12 protein-coding genes and 1 pseudogene are annotated in these 15703 nt (G+C 57.7%); 7 read left to right on the top strand and 6 right to left on the bottom strand.

The annotated features are described in order from the left end of the window. Nucleotides 1-228: 228 nt before the first annotated feature. The 4 genes from ACFOFO_RS13640 to ACFOFO_RS13625 all read left to right on the top strand — a co-directional run bounded on the left by ACFOFO_RS13640 (nt 229) and on the right by ACFOFO_RS13625 (nt 4846). Nucleotides 229-1392 carry an ABC transporter substrate-binding protein gene (locus tag ACFOFO_RS13640; RefSeq protein ID WP_390327992.1) on the top strand — a complete coding sequence of 388 codons (1164 nt, stop codon included), beginning with the start codon at nt 229-231 and terminating at the stop codon, nt 1390-1392. 436 nt (nt 1393-1828) lie between these two features. After that, entirely contained in the window at nt 1829-4108 is a 2280-nt protein-coding gene (locus ACFOFO_RS13635) for a nitric-oxide reductase large subunit (RefSeq protein ID WP_390331792.1), read from the top strand. A gap of 81 nt (nt 4109-4189) precedes the next feature. Next, the gene (locus ACFOFO_RS13630) at nt 4190-4453 is read left to right on the top strand and encodes a DUF2249 domain-containing protein (protein ID WP_390323488.1); all 264 of its coding nucleotides are present in this window, start codon (nt 4190-4192) and stop codon (nt 4451-4453) included. Nucleotides 4454-4465: 12 nt separating this feature from the next. Next, entirely contained in the window at nt 4466-4846 is a 381-nt protein-coding gene (locus ACFOFO_RS13625) for a SirB2 family protein (RefSeq protein ID WP_390323490.1), read from the top strand. A 283-nt stretch (nt 4847-5129) separates the two neighbouring features. Here ACFOFO_RS13625 and ACFOFO_RS13620 read toward each other — a convergent pair whose 3' ends face one another. The 6 genes and pseudogenes from ACFOFO_RS13620 to ACFOFO_RS13595 form a co-directional block, all read right to left on the bottom strand. Continuing rightward, entirely contained in the window at nt 5130-6983 is a 1854-nt protein-coding gene (locus ACFOFO_RS13620) for a putative bifunctional diguanylate cyclase/phosphodiesterase (RefSeq protein ID WP_390323492.1), read from the bottom strand. Continuing rightward, nucleotides 6980-8665 carry a sensor histidine kinase gene (locus ACFOFO_RS13615; RefSeq protein ID WP_390331790.1) on the bottom strand — a complete coding sequence of 562 codons (1686 nt, stop codon included), beginning with the start codon at nt 8663-8665 and terminating at the stop codon, nt 6980-6982. Before ACFOFO_RS13615 ends, ACFOFO_RS13620 begins: the two co-directional genes overlap by 4 nt. Before the next feature lie 398 nt (nt 8666-9063). Next, nucleotides 9064-9480: a hypothetical protein gene (locus ACFOFO_RS13610; protein WP_390331789.1), complete on the bottom strand. Its 417-nt coding sequence runs from the start codon at nt 9478-9480 to the stop codon at nt 9064-9066. Nucleotides 9481-9542: 62 nt separating this feature from the next. Next, nucleotides 9543-10304: an ABC transporter substrate-binding protein gene (locus tag ACFOFO_RS13605; RefSeq protein WP_390331787.1), complete on the bottom strand. Its 762-nt coding sequence runs from the start codon at nt 10302-10304 to the stop codon at nt 9543-9545. 390 nt (nt 10305-10694) lie between these two features. Then, nucleotides 10695-10914 (bottom strand): annotated as a pseudogene (locus ACFOFO_RS13600) (IS630 family transposase); the annotation flags it as partial. Nucleotides 10915-11052: 138 nt separating this feature from the next. Next, a complete protein-coding gene (locus ACFOFO_RS13595; RefSeq protein WP_390323497.1) occupies nt 11053-11955 on the bottom strand; it encodes a LysR substrate-binding domain-containing protein in 903 nt (300 codons plus the stop codon). 134 nt (nt 11956-12089) lie between these two features. Between ACFOFO_RS13595 and ACFOFO_RS13590 the strand changes: the two genes are divergently transcribed. The 3 genes from ACFOFO_RS13590 to ACFOFO_RS13580 all read left to right on the top strand — a co-directional run bounded on the left by ACFOFO_RS13590 (nt 12090) and on the right by ACFOFO_RS13580 (nt 15492). Then, nucleotides 12090-13502, top strand: a complete 1413-nt coding sequence (locus ACFOFO_RS13590) for a KamA family radical SAM protein (RefSeq protein WP_390323499.1) — start codon at nt 12090-12092, stop codon at nt 13500-13502. A gap of 5 nt (nt 13503-13507) precedes the next feature. Further along, nucleotides 13508-14854, top strand: coding sequence for an aspartate aminotransferase family protein (locus ACFOFO_RS13585; RefSeq protein ID WP_390323501.1), 1347 nt, complete (start codon nt 13508-13510; stop codon nt 14852-14854). Between the two features lie 104 nt (nt 14855-14958). Further along, on the top strand, nt 14959-15492 hold the full coding sequence (locus tag ACFOFO_RS13580; RefSeq protein WP_390331785.1) for a carboxymuconolactone decarboxylase family protein: 534 nt from the start codon (nt 14959-14961) through the stop codon (nt 15490-15492). The last annotated feature ends 211 nt before the right edge of the window (nt 15493-15703 follow it).

Raw genomic sequence — 15703 nt, 5'->3', positions numbered from 1 at the left:
TTGAACACTGCCGACCCCGTTGGGGCCGGTGCCCATGATGCAAAGCGAGTTACTGCGCAGGTGATCGCGCAAGGCTCACTTTCTCGGCCTGTAAATTATTAACTTGTGATGTTAACGCGGGCCGGGTTTGGTTCATGACGGCGCAATCGCAAGGCGATTTCCGCTATGCTTGGTGACTGTCGTTTTTAACCTGATTCAATCAAAGGAAAAGAGATGCCATCCAAGACCATGCGCTCCGCCGCCCGCCTGTCCGCTATCTCGTGTGCGCTACTGGCGGTTGTTGCCTCGGCCTCCGCGTCGGCCCAGATCAAGATTGGAGTCAGTATTTCCACGACCGGCCCGGCCGCCGCGATCGGTACCCCGTCGAAAAACGCGATCCTGCTGTGGCCGAAAGAGATCGCCGGACAGACGGTGCAGTACATCATCCTTGACGATGCGACCGACACCACCAATGCGGTGCGCAATGTCCGCAAGCTGATCAGCGAAGAACATGTCGACGTGATCGTCGGACCCAACACCACACCCAATGCGCTGGCCATGGTCGATGTCGCGGCCGAGGCGGAGACCCCGCTGGTGACACTGGCGGCGTCGTCGTCGATCGTGGAGCCGATGGATGCCAAGCGCGCCTGGGTCTTCAAGATGCCGCAGAATGACTCGCACATGGCGACCATCCTGACCCAGCACATGGCGGAAAATGGCGTCAAGACGGTTGGCTTCATCGGTTTTGCCGATGCCTATGGTGAAGGCTGGTGGCGCGAATTTTCCAAGCTGGCCGAGCTGCGCAAGATCAAGGTGGTCGCCAGCGAGCGCTACGCGCGCAACGACACCAGCGTGACCGGCCAGATCCTGAAGATCATGTCGGCCAATCCGGATGCGGTGCTGGTCGCCGGCTCCGCCACGCCGGCGGTGCTGCCGCAAAAGACCCTGGTCGAGCGCGGTTACAAGGGCCGGATTTATCAGACCCACGGCATCGGCACGCTCGATTTCCTGCGCGTCGGCGGCAAGGATGTGGAAGGCACGTTCTTCCCGACCGGCCCGGGCGTGGTCGCGCGTCAGCTGCCGGACAGCAATCCGGTCAAGAAGGTCGGCGTCGACTTTACCAGGCGCTATGAAGCGGCTTATGGGGCGAATACGATGACCCAGTTCTCCGCCGATGCCTGGGGCGCCTACCTGTTGATCGCCAATGCGGCGCCACAGGCGCTGAAGGCCGGTCAGCCCGGCACCAAGCAGTTCCGCAGCGCGCTGCGCGCCGCGATCGAGAACACCAAGAACCTCACGGTGCCGCAAGGCGTTATCAACATGAATCCAAAAGACCACGTCGGTCTGGACCAGCGTTCGCGCGTGATGGGGCGGATTCAGGGCAATAAATTTACCTATGCGTATGGCGGTTAATGTGCATTTGCTTGGCGTCAGTCCGTATCGTATCGCAGGGATGTCGCCAGCCGACGGCTCGCGAGGCGCCTCGTTCGGTACGGACGGATCGATGGAATTGTCGGGACCCGAGCAGGTTGCCCGCCACTGAAAACGCACTGATCATCGCGGTTTCCGCCTCGTCATCCAAGTGGTTGAACCTGAATCAGCCATAGCACCAGTAGTCCTTCCCGCGCGCCCGAACCCTGTGCCAACTGCCTCGATCCGGTGGGGCAAATATTGCCCGGCCTGCGCGCAGAAAATCCATATTGAAACCACCGTCGCGCTGCGAATTCATCCTAATACATGTATTTAATTTGCATCTTTTAATATATGCATATAGAATGCATCTTTAGTGGCGTTTGATGTAACCACGCGTCAGCTCGCATTTCAACACCACCAATAAGGAATCCTTGCCATGCACGCTACGCGCAAACTCTGGACCTGGCTCGCAGTCATCTGCGTCCTGTCCTTCGCCGTTTTAGGCTGGGTCGGAACAGAGATTTATCTGACCGCACCGCCCATTCCAAAACAAGTCATCAGTACCAAGGGCACTGTGCTGTTTTCAGAAGGACAGGTCCAACGCGGTCAGGAAGCATGGCTTTCCGCCGGTGGTCAGCAGTTGGGATCGGTATGGGGTCATGGCAGTTATGTCGCGCCGGATTGGTCGGCCGATTGGCTGCATCGTGAAGCATTGGCATTGCGTGAGCTGTGGTCGCAACGTGATTTCGACAAGCCATTTGAACAACTCGGCGTCGGTCAGCAAGGCGAATTGAACGGCCGCCTCAAGAGCGAGATGCGACGCAACACCTACGATGCCAAGACCGGCACCATTACGCTGTCGCCGGAACGCGCCGAGGCCGTCGCGCAAGTCGCACGGCACTATATCAGCCTGTTTGGCACTGACCCGTCACTGGACAAACTACGCGAACAATATGCGATGAATGCCGGATCGTTGCCCGATCCGGTTGATCTGCAAGCGCTACCGGCATTCATGTTCTGGTCCGCATGGTCGGCAGCAACCGATCGTCCAGGTGAATCCGATCTCAGCTACACCAGCAACTGGCCACACGAACCGCTGGTCGACAACACCCCGACCGCCGGTGCCGGCATCTGGTCGATCGCCAGTATCATTTTCATGATCGCCGCCATTGCGGGCATGATTTTCTACCACTCTACAGCCACGGAAGAAGGCGATCCTACGCCGCCCAAAGCCGACCCCTTGTTCGATCTGAAGCCGACACCGTCCATGCAGGCGACCAGGAAATACTTCTATGTGGTGATCGGTCTGATCCTGGCGCAAGTCGGCATGGGTGTGATCACCGCCCACTATGCGGTCGAGGGCCAGAGCTTCTTCGGCTTCCCGCTGGCGCAGATCCTGCCCTTTACGGTGAGCCGTACCATCCATACCCAGTTCGCGGTCTTGTGGATTGCGACCGCGTGGCTTGCTACCGGTCTGTATATCGCGCCTGCGATCTCGGGACATGAACCGAAGTTCCAGAAACTTGGTGTCGACGTACTGTTCTATGCCTTGCTATTCATCGTGGTCGGGTCCACCGCATTCGGCTGGCTCGGTTCGCTGCAGCACCTGGGAAACAATTTCAGCTTCTGGATCGGCAATCAAGGCCTGGAATACACCAGCATGGGCCGCATTTGGCAAGTGCTGCTGTTTATCGGCCTGCTGTTCTGGGTCACGCTGTTGGGGCGCGGACTGCTGCCTGCATTGAAAAAACCGTCCGAAAGCCGCGGCCTGATTGCGATGGTATTCCTGGCAGCGCTGTGCATCGGCGCCTTTTATGCGACGTCGTTGACCTGGGGTCCGCATACGCATTACTCGATGATCGAGTACTGGCGCTGGTGGTTGGTGCATCTGTGGGTGGAAGGCTTCTTTGAAGTATTCGCCACGGCCGTCATTGCACTGTTGTTCACGCGTCTGGGCTTGATCCGCGCCACCACCGCCAACAGCGCGATCGTGTTGGAAACCATCGTGTTCCTGTTCGGCGGCATTCTGGGCACCTTGCATCACCTGTATTTCACCGGCACGCCGACCTTCGTGATCGCGATCGGCGCCATGTTCTCGGCGCTGGAAGTGGTGCCGTTGGCAATGATCGGGGTCGAAGCCTATCGCAACTACCAACGCTCCAAGGCGGCGCCCTGGGTGCAGACATACAAGTGGTCGATTCTGTGTTTCATCGCGGTCGGCTTCTGGAACGTCGTCGGTGCAGGTTTGCTGGGTTTCTCGGTCAATACGCCGATCGCGCTGTATTACATGCAAGGTCTCAACTTGACGGCAGCCCACGGCCATGCGGCGCTGTTCGGTGTGTATGGCATGCTGGGTATCGGCCTGCTGCTGTTTTGCCTGCGCGGCATGTCCGATCGTGCGGCCTGGTCTGACAGGCTATTACAGCCAATGTTTTGGTCGCTCAATATAGGGCTTGGAATGATGGTGTTCATCTCACTGGTGCCGGCCGGTATCTACCAGGCCTGGGCCAGCATTACCAAGGGCATGTGGTTTGCTCGTTCACCGGAAGTGGTGCATTCGCATCTGATGGAAACCTTGGTGTGGATGCGGGTGCCGGGCGATGTGGTGTTCGCAATCGGCACCCTGTTTCTGACCTTGTTCGCGTTACGTTTGTTGACGCGAGGCCAACGCAAACAGCCGGCAATGGCGCCTGTGGCAGGAGCCAAAAGAGCGTGATCAGAATTTGATCAACCGTCGCTTGAAGGGGCCAGTCAAGGCTGGCCTCGTCGGTTCACTAGCACAATGAGGAGTTTTACCATGGCACACAATTGTTCCCTTCCTGTAATAGCCGAAGGCATCCACCCATTCGACGCACGCGGCGTCGCCAAGCGATTCCGGCACGCCGCGATTTTTGGTGCGCTCGACGCGCTGCAAGCCGGCGAGACCATGCGCTTTTGCAACGATCATGATCCATTACCATTGCTGTCGCAGATTAATGCTCACTTTGGCTCACGCATCGAGATTGCATATGTATCGCGCGCACCGGGAGAAATCGTTATCGATTTTGTGGTGACGGGCTGAGTTATTCTGGCCATGGATTACCTCGCGATCAAGCATCTCCATATCGCTTGTGCCACGTTGAGCGGTAGCCTGTTCTTGCTGCGCGGGGTCTGGATGCTGCGTGACTCGACAATGCTGCAGCGGCGCTGGGTCAGAATCGCGCCGCACATGGTCGATGCCTTACTCCTCACTAGCGCAATGATCATGGTGATCTGGAGCGGGCAGTATCCCTTCGTGCAAAACTGGCTCACCGCCAAGGTCCTCGCGTTGATCGCCTACATTGCACTGGGCAGCATCGCGTTAAAACGTGGCAGGAGCAAGCCTGTGCGCGTTTGCGCATTCATCGCGGCGGTGGCGACATTTGCTTATATCGGATCGGTAGCGACGACGAAACAGGTGCTGGTGTTTGCGTAGCCCATTATCTGCAAATGAGCTTGCATTTATCAGCCACGGCTCTCATTCCATGGCTGTGGGCTCGCGATAATTGCAAACGAAATGCCAGGCTCTAGACCATCCACAATTGACGCAATGCAGCGAGTTTCTGGATACAAGCCGACTGTCCGCTTTCGACCCTGCGGTCAAACGATGTGACGAACATCAGTTGACCAGTCCCGCTCTGAAGCGGTCGTAGATCACAACAGCGGTCGGCCGTCTGTCCCGGGGGGCAAGAAACAACCAATGAAAACAGTTTGGGCTATCAGGCCTTTGATCGAGCAAACACCTCAAACTGGTCGGCCGGCAGTGGCTTGCTATAGTAATAGCCCTGCATCTCCTCGCAACCCTGTGCACGCAGGAACGCCAGTTGCTCCGCCGTTTCCACGCCCTCGGCAATGACCCGCAGCTTGAGGCTTCTCCCCATGCTAATGATGGCGCTGACGATGGCTGCATCGCCAGCATCCGTGCTGATGTCGCGCACGAACGACTGGTCGATTTTCAGTGCGTCGACCGGAAACCGCCTGAGATAGCTCAGGCTGGAATAGCCGGTGCCGAAGTCATCGATGGCAAGCCGCACGCCCATGTCATGGAGTGCACGGAGCACGGAGCCCGTGGACTCGATATTTTGCATGAGGACGCCTTCGGTGATTTCAAGTTCGAGGTAGTGCGGCTCCAGCTGAGTTTCGTGCAGCACTGCGCGAATGCCTTCGAGGAAGCCCTTGTTCCGGAACTCCAGGGGGGAGATGTTGACCGCCATGGACAGCGGTGGCAGATCGGCATCCCGCCAAGCCCGGGCCTGCCGGCACGCTTCGCGCAGCACCCACTGGCTGATCGGCACGATCAGGCCACTGTCCTCGGCAATGGGGATGAACTGAGCGGGGGAGACAAATCCTCGATCCGGGCGCCACCAGCGGATGAGCGCCTCGGCGCCGGTAATCGCCCCGGTCTCAAGATTCAGCTTCGGCTGGTAATGCAAGACAAACTCGTGCTGCTCCAGAGCATGGCGCAATCCATCTTCGATTGATTGCTGCTCGCGGGCGCGGAGGTTCATGTCCGTTAAAAAAAACCGGAAATCATCGCGCCCATTTTCTTTGGCATTGTGCATCGCGGCTTCCGCTTTTTTGATCAAGGTGTCCGCATCCTCGCCATCACTCGGGTAGATGCTGATACCCAGACTCGCGGTGATGCTGATATCGTGCCCCGCGATGCATTGCGGCATTCTGAGTGCAGCGAGCAGCTTTTCCGCAATGCCGATGGTTTGTTGCGGGTGCGTCACATCCGTCAGCAGAAGCACGAATTCATCCGCGCCGTGGCGGAAAACGGAGTCCGATTTGCGCACAGTCGCCACCAGGCGTCCTGCAACCGACTTGAGCAATGCATCGCCGATCGGGTGTCCCATGCCATTGTTGATGCGTTTGAAACGATCCAGACCGAGGAATATCACAGCTAGCTGTGTCCGATGACGGCAGGAGATGGACATCGCCTGCGTCAGCCGATCCTGGAGCAGGGTGCCATTGGGTAGGTCCGTGAGAGCGTCATACTGAAGCAAGTGGGACATTTTCAGAAGCTCAAGCGCTCTTTCCTCGATGGTTTTCTCCAGGCAGCTCATTTTCAAGGCCGCGTCTTGCGTCATCTGCCACTTCACGGTCAGCGCGTTGGCCATTTGACGGATCTCGATGTTGTCGAACGGCTTCTTCAGGATGAGCAGCCGATCACCCAGCTCGAGGCGCTCCGACATCGTCTCCCAGGAATAATCGGAATAGGCAGTGCAGAGGGCGATCTGCAGCTGTGGATCGACCTGCCAGAGGCGCTCGATGGTCTCGACACCGTCCCATCCGGGCGGCATGCGCATGTCGATGAACGCCATGGCATAGGGTCTATTCTCCGCCAGCGCGCATATGACCATGGCCAGGGCTTCCTGCCCCTGATACGCGGAATCGAGTTCGAAGGCCTGGCGCACCGTCGGGGCATCGCCGAACAGGGCCGCCTCGGACGAGGCCAGTGCGGCTTCGCTGTCCCGATCCGAGCCGAGAATCTTCTGGAAATCCTGGTGAATCGATGGGGTGTCGTCGATCACCAGGATGCGTCGGTTGCCGGTGTTGGGCGGCCAGCTCATGCGAAAACTTCCGGAGGGGGAAGCGGTAGTTCGAGGGTGAAGGTCGCACCAAGGCCGATGCCGTCACTCTGCGCCAGCAGCGATCCGCCCAGTTCCTTAGCTGCCAGTGCGCCGCTGTGCAGGCCAAAGCCGTGTCCGTCCTTGCGGGTGGTGAAACCGTGATTGAAGATCCGCGTCAGGTTCTCCGCTGGAATCCCGGCTCCGTTGTCAGTGACCGAAAGCCTGACTCGGCCATCACCGCTGGTCAGGCGCAACGTCAAGCGCTTGTCAGTGCGCCCAGAGTCGTCGCACGCGTGCCTGGCGTTGCTCACCAAGTTCACCAGGATCTGCAGGGTCTTGTGCTTGTCTAGCATGATTAGGGGCACCTCGTCGATTTCGTGGATGACCTCCACGCCGTGACGGATCAAAGAGCTCATATCCATGCGCAGACTGTCTTCCAGCAACTCCCTGACATTGACGCGTTCCTCGACGCCGGACGCTGTGGCGAAGGTTTGTTGCATCGCCACGATCACCTTGATGTGGTCGATATTCTGGCGCAGGAAATTCAGTTCCTTGACGCTCGCTTCCTGATCGGCCTGCAGGTGTTCGGAGAGTTGGAGCAGATAGGCCGGCAGAAGCTTGCCGCGGAGATCACTACTGAGGTAAGCCCCTAGGTCGAGTTCGTGTTCTTGCAGCAGGGCGGCGGCTCTGCTCAAACCCGAAACCTTGGACTTGCTGATGCGCTCCGCCACCAGCGTGGCGGAGACGTTGACGCTGTTGAGCACGTTACCGACGTTATGCAGCACCCCTGTGGCCACCTCCGCCATGCCCGCCTTGCGCGAAGCCTCGAGTAACTGCTTGTGCACTTGCTCCAGTTGCTCGGTGCGTTCCTTTACGCGTTTCTCCAAATCGTCGTTGGCAATCTGAAGCGCCCCTTCCGCCTTTGCGAGCGCGGCGAAGTTGGTCGCTTGGTCTGCGCGCCACCGGTGCAGCTTGCTCCAGACCAATAGCCACGTGACGCATAAAAAGACGATGGAAAACATTGCAGCGGTGACGAAAAAAAGCGCCTGGTTGCGCTTGTCGCGCTGGCTCGCGGCGAGGTCTTCCTGAATATGCTGCACGAGCCGGACGATCCCCTCGGCATAGATTTTTTTCTGCGCCTCATACGCTTCGCTAAACAAAATCAGCTTCGCTTGGCCGGGCTGTCCGGCCCGGACCAGCGCGAAGGCCTGATTCTCCATGTCCACTAATTTTAGATTGGCTGCGTCCGTCTGTTTGGTCGCCTCGGCGCTTTCGGACAGGATCGTGAGCTGCAGCGTTTCCTTGATGACGGCATCCAGTTGGGACTCGAACTGGCGGTAGCGCCGCTCCCACTGCAAGTCGCCTGTGGTTGCCGCCATGCGGGCGGACATGGTTAGCACCTCGTCCAGGTGGACGACGCGTCCGCTCAGTTCCTGGAGGCGCAAATTGCGCAGTTGCACCGTTGTCACATTCCGAAACAAATCGAACGTGGACCAAAGCATGGTGAGCAATACCACGGTCGTGAGCACCAATCCGATGGCCAGCCATCTGACCGGAAATGGAGTCCCTGTGCCGGTTTCCGGGATTGTCGTGTTGTTCAATGCATGGAGAATTTCGTTCAGGCCAGCCGGGGCAGATGGCAATTCTTGCTGGCTGTTTTCTCCCTCGGGAGGTAGGCGCATGCTAATTCCTTTCCGGCTGGCATGGTAGTAGGTGGACAACGGTGGAGCCGTTGTGCAGTCCTTAACCGAGTGTAGGCGTCCTGCGTCTTGATGTACAGAAACATCAGGAGCGAGGTGAATACCACGCTCAGCCCGGTCACGGGGAAGCCAGCTCAGTGGTCGCTGAAACAGGCTTGTTATGCTTCCGGGTCAACGCCATGAGGCAACCTAGCAGCCGATTGTCAGTCTCGCTGGTCGCAGGCGGCAAGGCCCAGAACTCGGCGTTGTTTATGGCAACGGCATCGCTCGGCTGTATTGTCGGGGAGTCCCCGAACATTAGTTGGTATATAGCAACAAGACCATCGTTAACCTAAATGCATTGATACAGCGGAACTGCGCGACAAGAGGTTGCGGGGGGATTACCCTAGATTGCCGATATGAATGCCGTCATTTGCAATTAATGTGAGACCGCGACAATGGAAGGTGGAATAGTCCTGATCGGAATTGTCGCCCTTGAATTCCTTGACCATGTTCAACTCGGCAAAACCGTAGATGTGCAGCGAAGTGTCGGAGTTCGGCAGGCGGAAAGAATTGGGAATATCGCCCAGCACCACCGCATCCTTGCTGCGCAGTTCGACCTGTTCCACGCGGTCGGCCAGCGCCGCGTCTGGCGCTGCCTGCTTGGCGTTTTTCAATTGATTCAATTCGTCGCGCAATTGCTTGATTTCGGCGCGCATCTGCGCAAGTTCTTGCGACGATTGAGCATACGACGGCAGCGCTGTCATGGCGAACATCAAGACGATGGATGCGCTCAAGCTTGTACGTTGTAAATTCATGTGTCTTTTCCCCCTGTGGATTATCAAATTTGTTGTTATGGTATTCACTAATACGCTTATGGCTACAGGCAACGGATGTCGCCTTTGAAGTATTTTTCCGAGAGGTTCTTGTACGTGCCATCGGTCATCAGTTCCGCCAGCGCTTTGTCATATGCGGCAGTTAGCGTCGGATTGCCTTTCTTGATAGCGGCCGCAATCCTTTCAACGAAAAGGAATCTGCCCATTTTCAAGCCTGCACCCGGATTGGTTTCGAGCGCGATCTTGACCGCAAACAGATCACTTACCCACGCATCTACACGGCCGTTGATCAATGCCGAGCGCGCGTCTATATCCTGCGGAAAATTTTTCACCTCTTTAACGCCAGGCAATTTTTTTACGCTCTCAAAATACGTGGAACCGGTTTGCACAGCGACGACTTTGTCCCGTAATGACTCGGCCGTTCTGATTGCCGGATCCTTGGACACAATCACGCCGCCGCTGCAATAGTGCGGACTGGTGAACCCTACTGCCTTGGACCGCTCCTCGGTAATGCCAAACGATGCCATCACCACATCCCAGCGGTCTTGGCGCAGACCAGCCAACAACGCGTCGAATGTCAATGATTTCCACTCAACCGCCAGCCCCATTTTTTTGGCGACTGCGTCGCCCAATTCCACTTCAAAGCCCGTGAGTTTGGAACCTTGAAAATAGTTAAATGGGGGATATGCGCCTTCGGTTGCTATGATGATCTTTCCGTCTTTTTTGATTTCATCCAAGGTGCGTGATTGTGCGGTCAGAGCGGCGATGCACAACAATATGGTGATGAATGCGTGGAACAATTTCATTGAAGTAGTCTCCGTTCGAACAGGTTGTGAGTGCGCATTGCCAAAAACGATCGCCGCGCATTCCTGCTGCGCCGGTCGAAAAATCAGCCGTCCAAAATTAACATTCACCAAGCAAACGGCTCATCCATCCATGCGACCTGATGTTTCAGTTTTGTGTCGGGGTATTCTTTTTTTTTGCAATGGGTGTTGTAGAGCACGAGCAAATTCATGATTGTGTTAATGCCAATAATGGCGTTACTGCCCTGTCATTCCGGGAAATCCTCATTCCCGAGGAGTGTGTGCCCGTTCAATTGAAAACCGAGATTACTACCCACGGTCTTGTGGCGGAAATGAATGTTTTTTGCGTGATGATCGAATTAATTCATACACTCGACGTTGATTCCGATGCAACTACGCACCAGGGGCGGCGGTGGCGGGCCAGATGAACGGCTTGGGATTGGCGTTGTGATGGACGATGTAGTCATCGATGGCTGCGATCAATTCCGGCACGCTGTTGACCGCCCCGCGACGAAGGCGGTTCTGCGAGATGTCGCGGAAGAATCGGTCCACCATGTTCAACCACGACGCCGAGGTAGGCGTGAGGTATGCTGAACCGCGGATGCTTGTGCAGATGACCTGACCACCGAGCACGTTGAGTGCGGCGAACCACGTGGTCGTGCCGTTGGCCGCCTCGGCTGCGCTCTCAGTGGTCAACGTCACCAAGCGAGCCACGTTCGCCGGCTATCCATGAAAAGCCTGCGCTACCCCATCAATTGCTCTTACAATACTGCTCCGCAGTGACCAGCAACCACTTCTCAAACGCCATCAACAAGGGCGAGCACTGCTTGCACTCCGGATAAACCAGGTAATACCCCTTGTCATTGCGCAGCGGCAAATCGCAAGGAATCAACAACTCGCCCACCGCCAATTCATTCAACACAAAAAACCGCGGCACCAGCGCGATCCCCAATCCGGCACGCGCCGCTTCCACCAGCATCGAGAACAATTCATAGCGTTGCCCTTTCATGCAATTGGCTTCGCGCACGCCCGCCTGCACCAGCCACTGACGCCAGGCATCGGGCCGTGCCGATTGATGCAGCAGCGTGAAATTTTCCAGATCCTCAGGCTTCAAGCTCGCGCGGCCGTTCAATAGGCGCGGACTGCAAACCGGCGTCATTTCTTCGCCGAACAAATGATGCGCGACGGCGCCCGGCCAGACCGGATTGCCGAAGTGGATCGCCGCATCGAAGGGCGTATCGGTGAACATGAAAGGCACGGCGCGCGTCGTCAAATTGAGCGTGATGTGCTCATGCTGCGCATAGAACTTCGGCAGACGCGGGATCAGCCAGCGCGTCGCAAAAGTCGGGATCACCGCCAACTCCAGTATCCCGCCCGCGCCTTGATGGGCCATTGCCGCCAGTGTGTCTCGTTCGATTTTTTCAAGGCTCTCTCGCACCTGCCGCGCATACATCTGGCCGACGTCAGTCAGACTGATGCGCTTTTTGATTCGATTGAAAAGCGGGACGCCGAGGTACTCTTCCAAGATCGCAATCTGTCGTCCGACCGCGCTTTGCGTCAGCGCCAGTTCATCGGCACTGCGCGTGAAACTTTGATGGCGCGCCGCCGCTTCAAACGCGATCAGCGCTTCGATGCTCGGGATTTTTCTTCTCATGAATCATTCCTGGAAAAAACTTTTAATCATTCCTCAAACGCACAAGGTCGCTATTTTAAATCGTTTGTGCGATCCGGATTATGGCGCAAAAATCCACCATGTGATTCGATCAATCCACCTTGGAAGGAAGCGCCATGAGCAATGAACCATTACCAGTCAAGTTTAAGCCCTACACCCGTCAGTCGATCAACCAGGCCCCGCAGTGGGAACTGCTCTCGAAAGATTTGCAGGAGGCCGTGCTGGTCGTATCGCGCGTATTGCCCTTCCGCACCAACCAGTATGTGATGAACGAATTGATCGATTGGAACAACATTCCAGACGATCCGATTTACCGCCTGACCTTTCCGCACCGCGACATGCTGGAGCCGGAAGAATACAAAGTCCTGCGTGATCTGGTGCTGGTCCAGAAAGATGAAATCGCGATTGAAAAACTGGTGCGCAGCATCCGCATGCGCATGAATCCGCACCCGGCGGGGCAGATGACGCACAACGTGCCGACCATGAATGAGGAGCCGGTGCGCGGCCTGCAGCATAAATACAAGCAGACGGTGTTGTTCTTCCCCAGTTCCGGCCAGACTTGTCATGCCTACTGCACTTTCTGTTTCCGCTGGCCGCAATTTGTCGGCATGGACGACCTGAAATTCGATGCCAGGGAATCGAACGAACTGGTGTCCTACCTGAAGCTGCATCCCGAAGTCACCGACGTCCTGATCACCGGCGGCGACCCGCTGATCATGAACACGCGTTCGCTGGCCGGCTATCTCGAACCGCTGCTGGCGCCCGAGCTGTCGCATATCCAGAACATCCGCATCGGCACCAAATCGGTCGCCTACTGGCCGCAGCGCTTCGTCACCGACAAGGATGCGGACGACTTGATCGAACTCTTCAAAAAAGTCGTCGCCGCCGGCAAAAATCTGGCGATCATGGGCCACTACAATCATCCGGTCGAGTTGCGCCAGGAAATCGCGCAGCAGGCCGTCAAGCGCATCGTCTCGTCCGGCGCGACGCTGCGCATGCAGGCGCCGCTGATCCGCCACATCAATGAAGACCCCAAGGGCTGGGCCGAGTTGTGGACCACCGGCGTGCGCCTGGGTGCGATTCCGTACTACATGTTCGTCGAGCGCGACACCGGGCCGAGCCATTATTTCCAGTTGCCGCTGGCGAAAGCATACGAGGTATTCCAACAGGCCTATCAACTGGTATCGGGTCTGTCGCGCACGGTGCGCGGACCTTCGATGAGCGCGTTTCCCGGCAAGGTGGTGATCGACGGTATCGTCACCATCGGCGGCGAAAAAGTGTTTGCGCTGCAGTTCCTGCAGGCCCGCAATCCGGACTGGGTACGCCGGCCGTTCTATGCGAAGTTCGATCCCGAGGCGACCTGGCTGGACGATCTGGTCCCGGCATTTGGCGAGAAGAAGTTTTTCTTCGAGACGGAGCAAGACCCGCCGCGCGCGACCATTCATATTCTGGCGCGCCATGATAAGGTGGTGCGTACCGCCGCAAATGCCGATCTGCAGCCGGCCGTATCCATCGCTAACGAGGTTTGAGCAACATGAGCCATCTCTTGCACAGGCAAATTCATCACGACTACCCGGTCGGCGTCTCCGGCCAGGGCGTGTACCTGTTCGACGCCGCCGGCAAGGCCTATCTCGACGCGAGCGGTGGCGCCGCCGTGTCTTGCCTCGGCCATCAACATCCGGAGGTGCTGGCCGCGATGCATGCGCAGCTCGACAAGCTGGCCTATGCGCACACCAGTTTTTTCACGAGCGAAGCGGCCGAAGCGCTGGGCGACGAACTGATTGCGCACGCACCGGCCAACATTTCGCATGTGTACCTGGTGTCGGGCGGATCGGAAGCGGTCGAGGCCGCGCTCAAAATGGCGCGGCAGTATTTCGTCGAGCGCGGCGAAACCGGACGCAAGCATTTCATCGCGCGCCGCCAGAGCTATCACGGCAATACCCTGGGCGCGCTGGCGGTCGGCGGCAATGCCTGGCGGCGTCAGCAGTTTGCGCCGATCCTGATCGACAGCGATTACATCGATCCCTGCTATGAATATCGCTATCGGCAGGCCGATGAAACGGCGGAAGCTTACGGCAGGCGCGCTGCCGATGCGCTCGAAGCAAAGCTGCTGGAACTCGGCCCTGAAACTGTCATCGCCTTCGTTGCGGAAACCGTGGTGGGCGCGACGCTGGGCGCGGTGCCGGCGGCGCCGGGCTATTTGCGGCGGGTGCGCGAGATCTGCGATCGCCACGGCATCCTGCTGATTCTCGATGAAGTGATGTGCGGCATGGGGCGTACTGGGACCTTGCATGCCTGCGAACAGGACGGCGTTGCGCCCGATCTGATGACGGTGGCAAAAGGTTTGGGCGGCGGTTATGCGCCGATCGGCGCAACGTTTGTCGGCAAGCAGATTTACGATGCATTCGCACAGGGCTCGGGTCTGTTCCAGCATGGCCATACCTATGTCGGCCATCCGCTGGCTTGCGCTGCGGCGCTTGCAGTGCAGCACGTGATCCGGCGCGACGGCTTGCTCGACAACGTGGAAACCCGCGGGCGGCAATTGGAGCAAGCGCTGCGCGAGCGCTTCGATGAGCATCCGTTCGTCGGCGATATCAGGGGCCGGGGCTTGTTCTGGGGTGTCGAGCTGGTTGCGGATCGCGAGACCAAAGCGCCGTTCGATGCGAAGCTGCGGCTCCATGCACGCATCAAGTCCGAGGCGCTGGCCAGAGGTTTGATGGTGTATCCGATGGGCGGCACGATCGATGGCCGTTCGGGGGATCACGTGTTGCTTGCGCCGCCGTTTATTTCGACCGCGGATAACGTCGAGGTCATCGTCGAACGGCTCGGTGAAGCAATCGAGGCAGCTACCGCTGGCATGAAAGTAGCCATGCCGGCTTGATTGGAAATTGGGCTGGTGGACATACTAAAATGACCAAGTACGTACGCAGATGATTGATGCAGCCTGCGCATATTTGCTTGAACCCCCATGTTTGAAAGAATTTGATGCCCCGTATTCCTTACCAGCCCGCCGATCTGGCGGAACCCAAAGAACTGGTCGATGCAATCCGCAAACGGCGCGGCGGAAATTTGCTGAACCTGGATCGCATGCTGTTGCAAAGCGCGCCATTTGCAAGAGGCTGGAATGCGTTTCTGGGAGAAGTCAGGACCGGCCTCGAACTGTCGCCCAAACTGCGTGAGCTGGCGATGTGCGTGGTCGCCGTGCTGAACGGTGCGGCCTACGAGTTCCAGCATCACGCGCCGGAATTCATCAAGGCCGGCGGCACGGCACAGCAAGTCGAAGCAATGCAGCGTTCGGACACACTCGGCCATGATTTTTCATTGTTCGACAGCATCGAGCGTACCGCGATTTTGCTGACGATCGAGATGACACGCAAGATCGAAGTAAGCGACGCGACCTTCGCCGCAGTCCGGGCCGCATTGCCCAATGAACAGCAGGTGGTGGAACTGGTGGGCGTGATCGCCACCTACAACATGGTGTCGCGCTTTCTGGTTGCGCTCGGCGTCGAGCCGGAATAAGGCAAGAGGCAGTTCAGCGATGCCGTTTCTCTGATTCGTTGCATATTCTTCACGTCATTCGCGGTCGTCGCGAGCGCAATCGCTATCGCTATCGCTATCGCGCTCCTCTCTGGCGCGCTACTCAAAGCATTTGCGTTTTCGCAATCCCCGGGGTGGAATGCTTGGTTACAGTACGGAGATATCGGCATTCTGCTTTGGGCCACTCTCGCCA

It is taken from the genome of Pseudundibacterium arcticum (assembly GCF_042646465.1).
GTDB classification, from domain to species: domain Bacteria; phylum Pseudomonadota; class Gammaproteobacteria; order Burkholderiales; family Burkholderiaceae_D; genus Undibacterium_A; species Undibacterium_A arcticum.
This window is presented reverse-complemented; position numbering and strand designations above follow the sequence as displayed.

Bases quoted from the DNA above. Each gene is read 5' to 3' on its own strand.
- ACFOFO_RS13615 (WP_390331790.1), bottom strand. From the start codon at position 8,665: ATGCGCCTACCTCCCGAGGGAGAAAACAGCCAGCAAGAATTGCCATCT.
- ACFOFO_RS13630 (WP_390323488.1), top strand. From the start codon at position 4,190: ATGGCACACAATTGTTCCCTTCCTGTAATAGCCGAAGGCATCCACCCA.
- ACFOFO_RS13635 (WP_390331792.1), top strand. From the start codon at position 1,829: ATGCACGCTACGCGCAAACTCTGGACCTGGCTCGCAGTCATCTGCGTC.
- ACFOFO_RS13605 (WP_390331787.1), bottom strand. From the start codon at position 10,304: ATGAAATTGTTCCACGCATTCATCACCATATTGTTGTGCATCGCCGCT.
- ACFOFO_RS13580 (WP_390331785.1), top strand. From the start codon at position 14,959: ATGCCCCGTATTCCTTACCAGCCCGCCGATCTGGCGGAACCCAAAGAA.
- ACFOFO_RS13620 (WP_390323492.1), bottom strand. From the start codon at position 6,983: ATGAGCTGGCCGCCCAACACCGGCAACCGACGCATCCTGGTGATCGAC.
- ACFOFO_RS13595 (WP_390323497.1), bottom strand. From the start codon at position 11,955: ATGAGAAGAAAAATCCCGAGCATCGAAGCGCTGATCGCGTTTGAAGCG.
- ACFOFO_RS13625 (WP_390323490.1), top strand. From the start codon at position 4,466: ATGGATTACCTCGCGATCAAGCATCTCCATATCGCTTGTGCCACGTTG.
- ACFOFO_RS13590 (WP_390323499.1), top strand. From the start codon at position 12,090: ATGAGCAATGAACCATTACCAGTCAAGTTTAAGCCCTACACCCGTCAG.
- ACFOFO_RS13585 (WP_390323501.1), top strand. From the start codon at position 13,508: ATGAGCCATCTCTTGCACAGGCAAATTCATCACGACTACCCGGTCGGC.
- ACFOFO_RS13610 (WP_390331789.1), bottom strand. From the start codon at position 9,480: ATGAATTTACAACGTACAAGCTTGAGCGCATCCATCGTCTTGATGTTC.
- ACFOFO_RS13640 (WP_390327992.1), top strand. From the start codon at position 229: ATGCGCTCCGCCGCCCGCCTGTCCGCTATCTCGTGTGCGCTACTGGCG.